The sequence below is a fragment of the Actinophytocola gossypii genome (assembly GCF_025165815.1).
Taxonomy (GTDB): Bacteria; Actinomycetota; Actinomycetes; order Mycobacteriales; family Pseudonocardiaceae; genus Actinophytocola; species Actinophytocola gossypii.
The window spans coordinates 56,364-71,935 of the sequence record NZ_JAFFZE010000018.1; the positions used below are offsets into that span (position 1 = coordinate 56,364).

Annotated in this window: 2 protein-coding genes; both read right to left on the reverse strand. The window is 74.1% G+C overall.

Features of this window, described 5'->3' with window-relative positions; all coding sequences use genetic code 11:
- Nucleotide 1: 1 nt before the first annotated feature.
- The gene (locus JT362_RS25245; protein ID WP_260194216.1) at nt 2-14,527 is read right to left on the reverse strand and encodes a non-ribosomal peptide synthetase; all 14,526 of its coding nucleotides are present in this window, start codon (nt 14,525-14,527) and stop codon (nt 2-4) included.
- Nucleotides 14,527-15,522 carry an iron-siderophore ABC transporter substrate-binding protein gene (locus JT362_RS25250; RefSeq protein WP_260194217.1) on the reverse strand — a complete coding sequence of 332 codons (996 nt, stop codon included), beginning with the start codon at nt 15,520-15,522 and terminating at the stop codon, nt 14,527-14,529. The genes JT362_RS25245 and JT362_RS25250 overlap by 1 nt, the downstream gene beginning before the upstream one ends.
- Nucleotides 15,523-15,572: the final 50 nt, after the last annotated feature.

Sequence of the window (15,572 nt, forward strand, 5' to 3'; positions counted from 1 at the left end):
GTCACTCCTCCGGAGCTTGGGTGAGGATCGTGCGCAGGTCGGTGAGCAGGGACTCGATTCTGGTGCGGGTGAACAGGTCCGTTCGGTAGTGCAGGTAGCAGTCGACCGAGCCCTCGCCCGCCGGCTCGTAGCAGGAGAGGGTGAGGTCGGCTCTCGTCACGCCGGTGGGGATCGCCGTGCCGGGAACGGACAGGGTCGCCTTCTCGTGGTGGATCAGCATTACCTGCGGGGGAGTGGGGAGCAGGTCGGCCAACGGGACGTTCTGGTGGTCCAGGGCGTCCAGTGTGGTCTCCCGGATCCGGGTCAGCAGCTCGGGGAACGACGGATCGCCGGACGTGTCGGTGCGGAGGATCACCGTGTTCGCGAAGCAGCCGACCAGGGCGGTCAGGGACTCCTCGGTTCGGCCGGCCACCAGGGTGCCGATGGGCAGGTCGGTGCCTGCGCCGTGCCGGGTGAGCAGGCGGGCGAACGCGGCCTGGAGCACCATGAACAGGCTCGTTCCGGTTCTCGACGCCACCTCGTCGAGGCGACGGCGCAGGGGCTCCTCGATGACCAGGGGGGCGAAGTCGGCGGCGTCGCTGACCTCGTCGACCTCGCGGTCGGTGGGGAGGTGCAGGTGGGGGAGGTCGGCCAGGCGTGCCTGCCAGTACGCGCGTCGACGGTCGCCGTCGGTGGCGAGTAGGTCGGTCGACCAGGCGGCGTAGTCGGCGTACGTCACCGGGAGTGGGGTCCATTGTGGAGGCTGGCCGGCGCGGCGGGATTCGTAGGCGTGGGCGAGGTCGGTGAACAGGGGCACCACCGACCACTCGTCCACGGCGGCGTAGTGCATGGTGAGCACCAGGGTCGCGGTGTCGGCCAGCCAGTGTGCGCGGAACGGGGGCTCGACGGCGGGGTCCAGCGGGGTTGACGGTGGGGTGTCGTGGACCAACCTGGGCGGGGTGGCCGGGGTCAGGTGAGTGCCGACGAGCGTCCGGAGGGGCTCGTGGCGGGTGACGACATCGTCGATGGCGGCGGTCAGGGCGTCGAGGTCCGCGTCGGGTAGGGGGATGGCGAAGACGTGGTCGGGGGTGGTGTGGGCGAGCTGGTTGCGTTGTACGGGGGCCGCGGGGACGGGGGCGTCGTGCACGCGAGGTGTCAGGGTGGGGCGCGCCGCGGCGGCACCGGCGATGCGGCCGGCGAGGGTGGCGACGGTGGGGGCGTCGAAGACGTCGCGGATCGCCAGGTCCACGGCGAACGTGGCGCGGACCCGCGCGCACAGGCGCATCGCGGCCATGGAGTGGCCGCCCAGGGCGAAGAAGTTGTCGTGCACGCCGACCTCGGGGAGGTCGAGCACCTCGGCGAACACGGCGGCGAGCCGGCGCTCCTCGGGCGTGGTCGGACGTTCCGAGCCGGTCAGGGCGGACCAGTCGACGGCCGGCAGCGCGCGGCGGTCGAGCTTTCCGTTGGGGGTCAACGGGAGTGGGCCGTCGAGGGGCACCACCGTGGTCGGCACCATGTGTTCTGGCAGGAACTCCGCCAGGTACGCGCGCAGCTCCACCGGGTCGACCAGGCCGGTGGCGTAGGCGACCAGGCGCGCACCGTCGACGACCACGGCTGCCTGGCGGACGGACGGGTGCCGGGCCAGGGTGGCCTCGATCTCGCCGAGCTCCACCCGGAAGCCGCGGATCTTCACCTGGTCGTCGGAGCGGCCGTAGAAGTCCAGGACGCCGTCGCGGCGCCAGCGGGCCCGGTCGCCGGTGCGGTACATGCGGCTGCCCGGCGGACCGAACGGGTTGGCGACGAACCGGCCGGCGGTCATGGCGGGGCGGCCCAGGTACCCGCGCGCCAAGCCGCGGCCGGCGACGTACAGCTCGCCGATCACCCCCGGCGGCACCGGGCGGAGCGTCTCGTCCAGCACGTACACCCGGGTGTTCGGGTCCGGCACGCCGATCGGCACCTGGCCCGCCCAGCCGGGGTCGGCCTGCCAGAGGGTGGAGTTCACCGTCGCCTCGGTCAGACCGTACGCGGCCAGCACGTTCAGCCGGCCCGCCCAGCGGCCGATCAGGTCCGGCGGCACCGTCTCCGTGCCGACCAGGATCGTCGCGCCGGCCGGCAGCGTGCAGTCGGCGGGCAGCGCGGACACCAGTGACGGCGGCAGGATCAGGTGCGTGATCCGTTGGCGCTCCAGGAACTCCGACAGCGCGCGGCCCGCGGTCCGCACCTCCTCCGGCGCCAGCACGAGCGTGCCGCCGACGCACAGGGCCATGGTCAGCTCGAACACGGCGACGTCGAAGCCGATCGACGCGTACTGCAGCACCCGGCTGTCCTCGCGCAGGCGCATCCGGTCCACGGCGGTCGCGGCCAGCGAGGCGATGCCGTCGTGCGGGACCACGACGCCCTTGGGGCGCCCGGTGGAGCCGGACGTGTAGATCACGTACGCGGCCGAGTACAAACCGAACGGTCCGTTTTCCGGTGTGGACGGTTCGAGCTCGTCCAGTGGAACGGTGTCCAGCAGGATTCGTGGCACGCCGGTCTCCGGGATCTTCCCGGTCACCGGCTCGGTCGCGAGCACCAGACGGGCGCCGGCGTCCTCGAGCTGGTAGGCGATCCGGTCCGCCGGATGACTCAGGTCCAGCGGCAGGTATGCCGCCCCCAGCTTCACCACCGCCAGCACCGCGGCCACCAGCTCCGCCGACCGGGGTACGGCCACGCCGACCACGTCCTCCGGCCCGATCCCGTGCCGCAGCAGCAAAGAAGCGATCCGGTTCGAACGGGCGTCCAGCTCCGCGTAGGTCCAGCTGAGCGAACCGTCCACGACCCCCTCGGCGTCCGGTTTCGCCGCCACGCGGCGGGCGAACAGCTCCGGCATGGTCAGCTCGGGCACCACGCGGTCGGTGTCGTTGAAGCCGACCACCACGTCGTGCCGCTCGGCCGCCGTCCGAAGGTCCACAGCGGACAACGGCGCGGCCGGGTCGGCGACCACGGCGGCCAGTAGGGTGACCAGCCGGGAGCCTAGAGCGGCCACGGTCGAGGCGTCGAACAGGTCGGTCGCGTACTCCAGGCGGCACTCGACCCGCCCGCTCGCGGTGTGCTCGGCGAAGCTGAACACCAGGTCGAACTTCGCGGTGTGGCTGTCGAAGGCCACCGGCTCCGCGGTCAGGCCGGGCAGCTCCAACCACTCGGAACCGACGTTGTGGTAGCCGACCATCACCTGGAACAGCGGGTTGCGCGACAGCGAGCGCTCCGGGTTGAGCCGCTCCACCACCGCCTCGAACGGCACGTCCGCGTGCGAGAACGCGGCCAGGTCGACGTCCTTCACCGTCGCCACCAGCTCGGCGAACGACTCCGCGCCGGACACGGGAGTGCGCAGCACCAGCGTGTTCACGAAGAACCCGACCAGCTCGTCCAGCGCGCCGTCCACCCGGCCGGCGATCGGCGCCCCGAGCGGAAGGTCCGCACCCGCTCCGACCCGGTGCAGCAGCGCCGCGACCCCCGCGTGCAGCAGCATGAACATGCTCGCGCCGGTCTCGGCGGACAGGTCGCGCAGGCCCTCGCTCACCTCGGGCGGCAGCGTGACCAGCTCCTCCGCGCCCCGGAAGGACGGGCGGGCCGGGCGCGGCCGGTCGGTCGGCAGGTCCAGCTCGCGGGGCGCGCCGTCGAGCACGCGCTGCCAGTGGTCCAGCTGCTGGCCCGCCAGGTCGCCGAGCAGGCGGCGTTGCCAGAGCGTGTAGTCGGCGTACTGCACGGGCAGCGGTGCCCAGTCCGGGGCGGCACCGGTGAGACGGGTCCGGTAGGCGGCCGCGAGGTCACGCAGGAACGGGCGGTCGGACCACTCGTCGGTGGTGATGTGGTGCAACAGGACCACGACCACGTGCTCCACCTCGGACACCCGGCCGACCGTGACCCGCAGCGGCAGCTCGGTGGCCAGGTCGAACGGGCGTTCCACCTCGGCCTGGACGTCGAGGTCGGCGACGACCTCGACCGGGACCGCAGGGTCGGCCAGGACCCGCTGGTACGGCGTGCCGTCCCGGTCGACGAACACCGTCCGCAGGGCCTCGTGCCGGGCCACGACGTCGGCGAGCGCGGCGCGCCACGCGTCGAGGTCGAGCCGACCGCGCAGCCGGAACACCAGCGGGAAGTTGTAGGCCGCGCCCCCGCCCTCCAGCTGTTGGATGACCCAGAGCCGTTGCTGCGCATGGGACAGCGGCACCTCCGCCGGCCGCTCCACCGGGACCAGCGGCGGCCGGGACGCCGCCCCGGCCGCGTCGACCCGCGCGGCCAGTTCGGCGACGGTCGGCGCCTCGAACAGGTCCCGGATCGCCAGGTCGACGTCCAGGGCCGAGCGCGCCCGGCTGACCAGGCGGGTGGCGAGCAGCGAGTGCCCGCCCAGCTCGAAGAACCCGTCGTCCACCCCGACCGCCGGCACGCCGAGCACCTCGGCGAACAGCCAGCACAGCACCTCCTCGGTGCGGGTGGACGCCGCCCGACCCCGGGCCGGGTCGAGTGACGGGGCCGGCAGCGCGCGCACGTCGAGCTTGCCGTTGACGGTCAGCGGCAGGTGGTCCACCGGCACGACCGCGGCCGGCACCATGTAGTCCGGCAGCCGTTCCCTCAGGTACTCGCGCAGGCCGTCCCCGCCGGGCACGACGTAGGCGACCAGCCGTTTGGAGGCACCCGCGTCGACCGCGACGACCGCGGCCTGGGTGACCTCGGGGTGCGCGGCCAGCACGGCCTCGACCTCGCCCAGCTCCACCCGGTAGCCGCGGATCTTCACCTGGTCGTCGGTGCGGCCGAGGAAGTCCAGGTTCCCGTCCGGCCGGCGCCGCACCAGGTCGCCGGTGCGGTACATGCGGTCGCCGGGCGTCCCGAACGGGTCGGCGACGAACCGGCCCGCGGTCAGCCCCGGCCGGTCGTGGTAGCCGCGGGCCAGGCCGATGCCGGCGATGTACAGCTCACCGGGCGCACCCGGCGGCACCGGGCGCAGCCGGGCGTCCAGCACGTAGCCCCGGGTGTTCCAGATCGGCCGGCCGACCGTGGGCGAGTCGGAGTCCTCAGTGGACGCACCGAGGGTGTTGATGGTGTACTCGGTCGGCCCGTACAGGTTGTAGCCGTGGGTGCCGCGCGTGTCGCGGAGCCGCCGCCACACCGCCTCCGGCACCGCCTCGCCGCCGAGCAGCACCAGCGGCGGCACGTGCCCTTCGAGCAGGCCCTCCTCGAACAGCAGCTGCGCGTACGTGGGCGTGACGTTGACGACGTCGATCCGGTGTTCCGCGCAGTAGTCGACCAGCGCGGTCGCGTCCCGGCGCAGCTCCTCGTCGCAGACGTGCACCTCGTGGCCCTCGACGAGCCACAGCAGCTCCTCCCACGACATGTCGAACGCGAACGACACGGTGTGCGCGATCCGCAGCCGTCGCCCCGCGGCCGCGACCGTCGGCCCGAAGATCTCCGCGCGGTGGTTCAGCTGCATGTTCGTCAGCCCGCGGTACGGGGTGACCACGCCCTTCGGTCGCCCGGTCGACCCGGACGTGTAGATCACGTACGCCGGGTGGTCCAGGGAGAACCGCTCGGTGATCTCCCCACCCGGCAACGACTCCAGGTCGACCTCGTCCAGCCGCACCGCGTCCCCCGACAGCGCCGGGTCCACAGTGGACATTGACAGCAGGCACACCGGTGCGGTGTCGTCGACCATCAGCCGCAGCCGCTCCACCGGATGGTCCAGGTCCAGCGGCAGGTACGCCGCACCCGTGCGCAGCACCGCGAACAGTGCCACGACCATCTCGATCGACCGAGGCAACGCCAGCGCCACCACGGTCTCCGGCGCCGCGCCCCGAGTCAGCAGCAGCCGGGCCAGCCGGTTGATCCGGGAGTCCAGCTCCGCGTAGGTCAGCCTGACGTCACCGAACACCAACGCGACCTCGTCCGGCGTGCGGGCGGCCTGCGCGGCCAGCATCTCGGCGACGGTCGTCTCCGGCACCGGATGCCGGTTCGCCTCCCACTCGGCGGCCAGGAGAGCCTTTTCCGCCGGCAGCAACAGGTCCAGCTCGCCCACCCGCGCCGCCTGGTCCTCGACGAGCCGGTCGAGCAGCGCGGTGAAGCGGGTCAGGTAGCCGGCCGCGGTGTCGTCGTCGAACACGTCCGGGCGGTACTCCAGCTTGACCGTCAGGGTCTGGCCCGGCGTGACGACCAGGGTCAGCGGGTAGTGCGTGGCGTCCACGCCGGTCATCGCGGTGATGCCGTGCCGGTCGCGCAGCGCGGTGAACGCGTCGGCGTCGACGAAGTTCTGCAGCACGTACAGCGTGTCGAACAGCACCGGGTGCCCGGCCAGCTGTTGCAGCTCACCCAGCCCGAGGTACTCGTGCGGCATCAGCGCGGTCCGCTGGTCGTGCACGCGCCGCACCAGCCCGGCGACCGTCTCGTGTGGATCGAGCGTGACCCGGACCGGAACCGTGTTGAGGAACAACCCGATCGCACTGTCCACATCGGGCACCTCGGGCGGTCGTCCGGCGACCGTGCTGCCGAACACGACGTCGCCGCGCCCGGTCGTACCAGCCAGCACCAACGCCCACGCCGCGTTGAGCAGCGCGTTCAGCGTCACCCCGGCGTGCCGGGCCGCGTCCCGCAGCCGGCCGGCGTCCAGCTCGGCCAGCTGGCGGCGCGGGATCACCGGCCGCATCGCCAGGTCCGCCCGGCCGACCAGGGTCGGCTCGGCGAGCCCGGCGAGCGGGGCCCGCCACGCCGCCCGCGCCGCATCGGTGTCCTGAGTGGACAGCCAGACGAGGTAGTCGCGGTACGAACCGGGTTCCGGCAGCCCGGTCGGGTCGCCGCCGCGGTCGTACAGGGACAGCAGCTGGTCCAGGAAGTGGCTCTGCGACCAGCCGTCCCACAGGATCAGGTGGTGGGTGGTGAGCAGCCGGTCACCGCCGTCGAGCCGGATCACGGTCATCCGGAACAGCGGCGGGGCCGCGAGGTCGAACCGCCGGGCACGGTCCGCGGCGGCGACCTCCTCGGCCCGGGTCGCCTGGTCCGGCTCGCCGGTCAGGTCCACGACCTCGACCGGCACCTCGGGCGCGGCGGCCACGAACTGGACCGGCACCGGCACGCCGTCGCTGGTGAACCCCGCCCGCAGGCTCGGGTTGCGGGCCACCAGCGCCGCCGCCGCGGCCCGCAGCGCGTCGACGTCGAGCCGGTGGTCCAGGTCCAGCGCGCCCTGTGCGGTGTAGACGTCCAGTTCGGCGGTGTCGTAGCTGGCGTGGAAGAGCAGACCCTCCTGCAGCGGCGACAGCGGCCAGATGTCCTCGACCGGCTGCCCGGCCAGGGCGCGCACCCGCTCGACGGTGTCCCGGTCGAGCGGCACCAGCGACCCCAGCTCATCCAGCGCGGCCAGCCAGTGGTCGACGATCGCGTGCACGTCGGCGTCGTCGAGCCGCCCGCCATCCCACGTCCACGCGGCCCGCAGCCGAGGCCCGTCCGGGGTCTGCGCGCACAGCGCGTTCAGCTCCAGCAGGTGCGACATGCCGAGGTCGCCGTCCGGGGCGATCGCCAACCCCTCCGGCGCGGGCGCCCAGTCCTGGTCCTCGGCGGCGGGGAACCGGCCGAAGTAGTTGACCAGCACCTGCGCCCGCGACGCACCCGCGAGCAGCGGCGCGGTCTGCGCGTTCAGGTGGCGCAGCAGGCCGTGCCCGAGCCCGTGGTCCGGGGCCGCCCGCAGCGCCCGCCGCACGAGCCGCCGCTGCGCGCCGAGATCCGGCGTGGACGCGAGACGCACCGGCTGGACGCTGGTGAACCAGCCGACCGTGCGGGACAGGTCGTGGTCGCCCTCCCGGCCGTGCCGCTCGACGTCCACCAGCAGGTCTCGGTCCGACCCCCAACGGGTGACCGCGACCCGCAGCGCGGTGATCAGCAGCTCGGTCGGCTCCCGGAGCAGGGCCTCGGTGTCGGCGACGGACAGCTCGACGACGCGGCTCCGGCTGTCGCGCACCACTCCGGGTCGCGTGTCGGGTACGAGGTCGGCCCCGGGGGCGAGGGTCTCGGTCCAGTGCGGCAGCTCGGCCAACCGGTGCGGGGCGTGCGCCTGCGCGACCAGGTCACGGGCGAACCGCCGCAGCGACGTGCCGACCGGGGCCAGTTCCTCCCCGGCCCACGCGGCGGCCAGGTCGCCGAACAGGATCCGCCAGGACACGCCGTCGACCACCAGGTGGTGCGCGACCAGCAGCAGCCGGCCCGGCTCCGTGCCCGCGTCGAACCAGACGGCCTGGAGCACCACACCGGCCTCCGGGTCGAGCCGGTCGGCCGCGGCGTCGGCCTCCGCCGCGAGGTCCGCGGTCGCCGGCACCCGGCGCGGCGTGATCTCGGCGTCGGGCAGGGACTCCAGGGACCACAGCTCCGGCGTGACCCGCACGAGCCGCTGCCGCAGCCCGTCGTGCCGGTCCAGCACCGCCCGGAGCGTGCGGGTGATCCCCTCGACGGTGGCGCCAGCCGGGGTCCGTACCAGCATCGGCAGCGTGAACCGCCCGATCGGCCCGCCGCGCTCCCGCAGGTGGTGCACCACCGGCAGCGGCGGGATGTCCCCGACACCGTCCTCGTCGGCGATCGGCGCGGGCGCGGGGGACAGGGCGGCCAGCGCGGCCGGCGTGCGGTGGGTGAACACGTCCCGGGGACTCAGCTCGATCCCGGCCGCTCGGGCACGGGTCGACACGCTGATCGACAGGATGCTGTCGCCGCCGAGCGCGAAGAAGTCCTCGTCCGGGCCGACCCGGTCGACCTTGAGCACCTCGGCGAACACGTCGCACAGCACCCGTTCCCGCTCACCGCCGGCGTCCCGAACGGGCGGGCGTGGCACCGAAGGCGCGGGCAGCGCGTTCCGGTCGAGCTTCCCGCTGGGCGTCACCGGCATGGCGTCCAGCGCCACCAGCGTGTCCGGGACCAACGGCGCCGGCAGCCGTTCCGCGAGCCAGGCGAGCACCGCCGCGGTGTCCGCGGTGGCCGGGGTGACATAGCCGACCAGCCGCGCGCCGCCCGGACCGTCGGTGCGGGCCAGTGCCGCCGCACCGGTGACCCCGGGCGCCGAGGCCAGCGCGGCCTCGACCTCACCCAGCTCCACCCGGTTCCCCCGGATCTTGACCTGCCGGTCGGCCCGGCCCAGGTACACCAGGGCGCCGCCGTCCAGGCGAACCAGGTCACCGGTCCGGTACATCCGCTCACCCGGCGCGCCGAACGGATCGGCCACGAACCGGCTCGCGGTGAGCCCCGGCCGGTCGTGGTAGCCGAGGGCCAGCTGCGCACCGGCCACGTACAGCTCGCCCGGCTCCCCGGGAGGCGTCGGCCGCAGGTAGTGGTCCAGCACGTACAGCCGGGTGTTGGCCACCGGCAGCCCGATCGGCACGGTCCCGCCGGACGCCGTGCCGTCGTGGCGCCACCACGAGACCTGCACCGCGGCCTCGGTCGGCCCGTACACGTTGGAAAGCGGCCCGCCCCACCGGTCGGCGACCGCCGCCGGCAGCGCGTCGCCGCCGCCGAACACCCGCAGCCGCGCCGGGTCAACCCCGGCCTCGAGCAGCGCCGGCAGCATCGCGGACACGGTCAGCAGCGTGGTCACACCGTGCTCGCGGATGGTCGCCGCGAGCCGCGCCGGATCGCGGTGCGCGTCCCGCTCGGCGAGCACGACCGAGGCGCCCGAGGTGAGCGGCCACAGGATCTCCAGCAGCGCCGGGTCGAAGCTCGCCGAGATCTGGTGCAGCACCCGGTCGTCCGCGCCGAGCGGGAACTCCCGCCGCAGCCAGGTCAGCTGGTTGACGATCGCCCGGTGCGGCACCGGAACGCCCTTGGGCCGCCCGGTCGACCCGGACGTGTAGATCAGGTACGCGACGTGCTCCGGCGACACCGGTGTCCCGCCGGCCGGTCCGCCCCGTGCCGCCCGCACGTCCTCGGCGGTGAGCACCGCCGCCGCCCCCGAGTCGGCCAGCATCAGCGACCGCCGCTCGGCCGGGTAGTCGACGTCCACCGGCAGGTACACCGCACCCGCCCGCAGCACGCCGAGCAGCGCCACCACCAGCTCCACCGACCGCGGCACCGCCACCGCCACGACGACACCCGGTCCGGCCTCCAGCCGGTGCGCGACCGCCCCCGCCCAGTCCAGCAGCTCGCGGTACGTCAGCCGCTCGTCGCCGACGACCGCGATCGCGTCCGGGGTCCGCGCCGCCCGCTCGGCGACCAGCTCGGCGACCGTCACCGGCGGCACCGCCAGCTCGGGCCCGGCCAGCGGCTCGGTCACCGCCAGGTCGAGGTGCGCCACCGGCCGCCTCGGCTCGGCGGCCACAGTGGACAGCAGGTGCGTCAGCCACTCGGCGATCCGCCGCACCCGGGCGTCGTCCAGGCGCGCGGCGTCGTACTCGAACCGCACCCGCAGGGACTCGCCGGGGAACACCACCAGCGCCAGCGGGTAGTGGCCCTCGCCGACATCGGTGACCTCGCCGACCTCGATCGTGCCGGCCGGGTCGCTCAGCCGCCCGCCAGCGGGGAAGTTCTCGAACACCACCAGCGTGTCGAACAGCTCCGGCAGCCCCGCGATCCGCTGCAGCTCCCCGAGCCCCAGGTAGTGGTGGTCCGACAGGTCCGCCTGCGCGCCCTGCAACGCCGCCAGCACCTCGGCCACCGGCTGCCCGGGCGCCCACCGCATCCGGACCGGCAGCGTGTTCGCGAACAACCCGACCATCGACTCCACGCCGTCCACATCGGACGACCGGCCGGACACCGTGGTACCGAACACCACGTCCGCCCGCCCGGTGAGCCGGCCCAGCAGCAGCCCCCACGCGCCCTGCACCAGCGTGTTCACGGTCAGGTCGTGCGCACGGGCCCGCCCGGCGAGCCGCGCGGTCAGCTCCGCCGGCAGCTCGATATCCACCCGCCCCGGCTCGTGCCGTCCGGCCGGCCGCGTGCCGGGCAGCAGCGTCGGACCGTCCAACCCGGACAGCTCGGCCCGCCAGGCCGCGCGGGCCGCGTCCCGGTCCAGGCCGGCGAGCCACTCGTGGTAACGCCGGTACGGGGTGACCGGCGGCAGGGCCGGCGGGTCGCCGTGCGGGGCGTAGAGCGCGAGCAGCTCCCGCAGCAGGATCGCGCCCGACCAGCCGTCGGCGGCGATGTGGTGCATGGTGAGCACCAGCCGGCTCCGGCCCGTGCCCACGACCAGCGTTGCCCGCAGCAACGGCGCCTGACTCAGGTCGGTCCCGGCCGCGCGCTCCTCGGCCGCGACCAGCACCGGATCGCCGGTGGTCTCCCGCCACGGCACCGTCACCCGCTCGGCGATGACCTGCTCGACCCGCCCGTCGTCGCGCTGCCCGAACGACGCCCGCAGCGGCGCGTGCCGGTCCACCACCCCCTGCACCGCCCGGCGCAACGCGGCCGGGTCGACCTCGCCGACCAGCTCGATCGTCTGCTGGGCCAGGTACACGTCGTCGGCGTCCTGCGCGTGGAAGAAGAACCCCTCCTGCAACGGCGTCGCCGGCAGCACACCGGCCTCGTGATCGTCCGCGGGCGCGGCCACCGCGACCGGCTCCGCCACCTCGGCGAGCGCCGCGACCGTGCGCAGCCGGAACACCGCACGCGGGGTCACCCGCAGCCCGGCCGCGCGGGCCCGGGTCACCAGCTGGATCGCCACGATGCTGTCGCCGCCCAGCTCGAAGAAGCTGTCCCGCACCCCCACCGACGGCAGCTCCAGCACCTCGGCGAACACCCCGGCCAGCACCCGCTCGGTCTCCGTGCTCGGCGCCGCGTCCCCGGCCAGCCCAGCCCAGTCCGGGTCGGGCAGCGCCCGCGCGTCCAACTTCCCGTTGGGTGTCAACGGAAGCCGACCGTCCACTGTGACCACCGCGGACGGCACCAGGTACTCCGGCAGCCGCTCCGCCGCGTACCCGCGCACGTCCCGCGGCTCCCCGCCGACCACGTACGCCACCAGCCGCGGCCGCCCGCGCTGGTCGGTACGCGCCAGCACCGCGGCCTGCCGGACGTCCGGGTGGCGCAGCAGCACGCTCGCCACCTCGCCCGGCTCCACCCGGTGCCCTCGGATCTGCACCTGCGCGTCCGAACGCCCAAGGAACTCCAGGTTCCCGTCCGCGCGCCAGCGCACCCGGTCGCCCGTCCGGTACATCCGCGCCCCGGCCGGCCCGAACGGGTCGGCCACGAACCGCCCCGCGGTCAGCCCGGGCCGCCCCCGGTACCCCCGCGCCAGCCCACGCCCGCCGACGTACAGCTCACCGACGACCCCCACCCCGACCGGCCGCAGCGCGCCGTCCAGCACGTACAGCCGCGTGTTCGGGTCCGGGCCGCCGATCGGCACCGGTCCCGACCAGCCGGGCTCCGCGAGCCACAGCGTCGAGTTCACCGTGGCCTCGGTCAGCCCGTACGCGACCACCACGCGCTGGGTCGGCGCCCAGCGCGCCACCAGTTCCGCCGGCACCGACTCGGTGCCCACCACCAGCACCGCGCCCTCGGGCAGCCGGCACTCCGGCGGCAGCGCGGCCACCAGCGACGGCGGCAGGATCATGTGCGTCGCCCCGTGCTCGGCCAGGTACCCGGTCAGCTCCGGCCCCGCGACCCGGCGCTCCTCCGGAACCAGCACCACCCGCGCACCGGTGCCGAGCGCCATGCACAAATCCCACACGGCCACGTCGAACCCCACCGAAGCGAACTGCGCCACCCGGCTCTCCGCCGACACCCCGAGCCGCCGCACCGCCGTCGCGACCAGGCTCCCGATCCCGTCGTGGGTGACCACGACCCCCTTGGGCCGCCCGGTCGACCCGGACGTGTAGATCACATACGCCGCCGCGTCCAGCGGAGTCGAGATGTCGACACGTGGGCAAGGCGACGAATCCACCGTGTACAGCAGCACCGCCCGCCCGGGCACCGCACCGGCGAGGTCCGAGTTCGTGAGGATCACTCGCGCGCCGGCGTCGGACACCATGTACGCCAGTCGTTCCGCCGGGTGGTCGAGGTCCAGCGGCAGGTACGCCGCGCCCGCCTTCATCGTCGCCAGCAGCGCCACCACCAGCACCGGCGCCCTCGGCAACGCCACCGCCACGACGTCCTCCGGCCCGACGCCGTGCTCGACCAGCAGCCGCGCCACCCGGTTCGCCGCCGCGTCCAGCTCCGCGTAGGTCAGCACCGAGTCCTCGCACACCAGCGCGACCGCGTCCGGTGTCGCCAGCACGTGCCGCTCGAACGCCGCCGGCCAGGTCACCTCGTCGGCGTCCACCGGATCGTCACCCAACGCCAGGATTCGGGAACGCTCGTCGGAAGGCACCAGCTCGACCGTCCGCAGTGGCACGTCCGGTGTGGACACCAGCGCGTCGAGTACCGCCAGCAGTCCGTGCTCGTGCGCGGCCAGCTCCGCCTGCCCGCACACCGCCGCGTCCGCGTCCAGGTCCAGCAGGCTCTCCCCGCCCGGCTGGTCGATCACGTTCACCGCGAGATCGCCGACCGGACCCGGCCACACGTCGTGCAACATGGTCGCCGTGTCGCCGAAGGCCAGCTCGCCGGTGTACCCGATGACGTTCACCGTCGGCCCGACCAGCCCGCCGACCTCCTCGCCGGCACCCAGCTCGCGGGCCAGCTCCTCGGCCCGGAACCGGTTGTGCGCCACCACGTCCGCCACCTCGCCGGCCACCGAGGCCAGCAGCGCGGACAGCGGCGCCGCCGCGTCCACCCGAACCCGCAGCGGCAGCACGTTCGACGCCATCCCCGGCACCCCGAACGCCGCGGCACCGACCCGTCCGGTCACCGGCAGGCCGAGCACCACGTCGTCGTCGCCGGTCGCCCGGTGCACGTAACCCGCCACCGCCGCGACCAGCACCCGCGACGGCCGCACCCCCGCCCGCGCCGCGAACTCCCGCAGCCGCGCGGTCCGCGCCGCGTCCAGCAGCACCCGCCGCCGCTCGATCCGCCTCGTCGGCGCCGCGGCCCTCGGCAGCAGCCGCGACGGCGCGGGCGCGTCCGCGAACCGCGCCAGCCAGTAGGTCCGATCGGCGTCATGAGCCGCGCTCGCCCGGTACTCGGTTTCGCCGTCGACCAGCCGGGACAGCGTCCAGTCCGGCGAACCGGCGCCGTCCGAGGCGTACAGCGCTGCCGCGCGCCGGCACAGCAGCATGATCCCGACCCCGTCGATGACGATGTGGTGGTACCGCTGGTGCCACCACACCCGCTCGCCGGGCAGCCGGATCAGCACGTGCCGGTACAGCGGACCGGAAGCCAGGTCCATCGGCCGCGCCCGGTCCTGCGCGATCCAGGCCAGCGCGTCGGCCTCCGACGGCTGGTCCAGCACCTCGACGGAAACGTTTGCGGGCGCCGTGACCTGGACCGGCGCGCCGTCCCGAACCTCGAACCGCACGTGCAGGCACTCGGCCTCGCGCAGCGTCCGGACCACCGAGTCCAGCAGCCGGTCGAGGTCGACCGGACCGCGGAGCTCCAGGTAGACCGCGATGTTGAACGCGGTCGTGTCTGGCTCGAGTTGTTGTGCGTACCAGACGCCGGCCTGGGCGCCGGTGAGCGGCAGCCCCATCACGACTTGTCGAGCAGCGGCACGAACTCGTCGATGGCGTAGGGGATGCTCAGCACCGTGTTGAACGAGAGCGCGGCCCCGATCGGCGGTTCGGCGTAGGGCACGAACATCGCCCGGTCCTCCTTGGCCACGGCGAGGCCCTGGAACACCGGATCGGCCCTGACCCGCTGCTCGGCGGTCGGGTCGGCGGTGAGGAACACCAGCAGATCGGTGTCGATCAGGTCGCCGCGCTCGGTGGAGACCTCGGCGGCGTTGTTGTCCCCGGCCGCCTCGTTGATCGCGTCCGGGACCACAAAGCCCATCTCGGTCATGAAGACCGCCTTCGGGTCGGTCTCCTGGAACACCGCGTACTGACCCGGTTGGAACGGGTCGACCACCGCGACGGTTCGCCCCGCCCACTCCGGGTGATCCTCGCGCACGGCCGCGAACCGGTCGTCGATGCCGGCGATCAGGTCCTCGACCTCGTCGGCCCTGCCGAGCGCCTGCCCGGCCATCCTGGTCATCTCCTGCCACGGCGCGCCGTAGTCCGGGAAGTCCTTGGGCTGCCCGACCACCGGCGCGATCTTGGACAGCTCGTCGTACTGCTCCCGGGACATGCCCGAGTACAGCGCGAGGATCAGGTCCGGCTTGAGGTTGAGGATCTTCTCCTTGTTGAAGTCGTCCCGCTCGCCGACGACCTCCGGCAGGTCCTCGCCCCAGAGCTCCTTGGTCCACGGCCACTGCCCGTACGGGCGCTCCTTGAACCAGTCGATCGCCCCGACCGGCTTGACCCCCAGCGCCAGCACCGCGTCGTGGTCGGACAGGCCGAGCGTGACGACCCGCTTCGGCTCGGCGGAGATCGTGGTCGTGCCGTACTTGTGCTCGACCGAGACCGGGAACACCGAGCCGGCCGGCGTCTCGTTCGCCGGCGGGGCGTCGGCGGCCTGCTCGTCGACCCCGCAGCCGACGATCGTCAGCAGCAGGGTGAGCGGGACCAGCGTGCGCAGGAGGGACATCGTTTCCTCTTCGTGCGGCGGGGACCGAGTTAAGTTAGGCGAACCTTACC

Excerpts from the sequence above, each read along its gene's own strand:
- JT362_RS25245 (WP_260194216.1), bottom strand. The coding sequence starts at position 14,527 with ATGGGGCTGCCGCTCACCGGCGCCCAGGCCGGCGTCTGGTACGCACAA.
- JT362_RS25250 (WP_260194217.1), bottom strand. The coding sequence starts at position 15,522 with ATGTCCCTCCTGCGCACGCTGGTCCCGCTCACCCTGCTGCTGACGATC.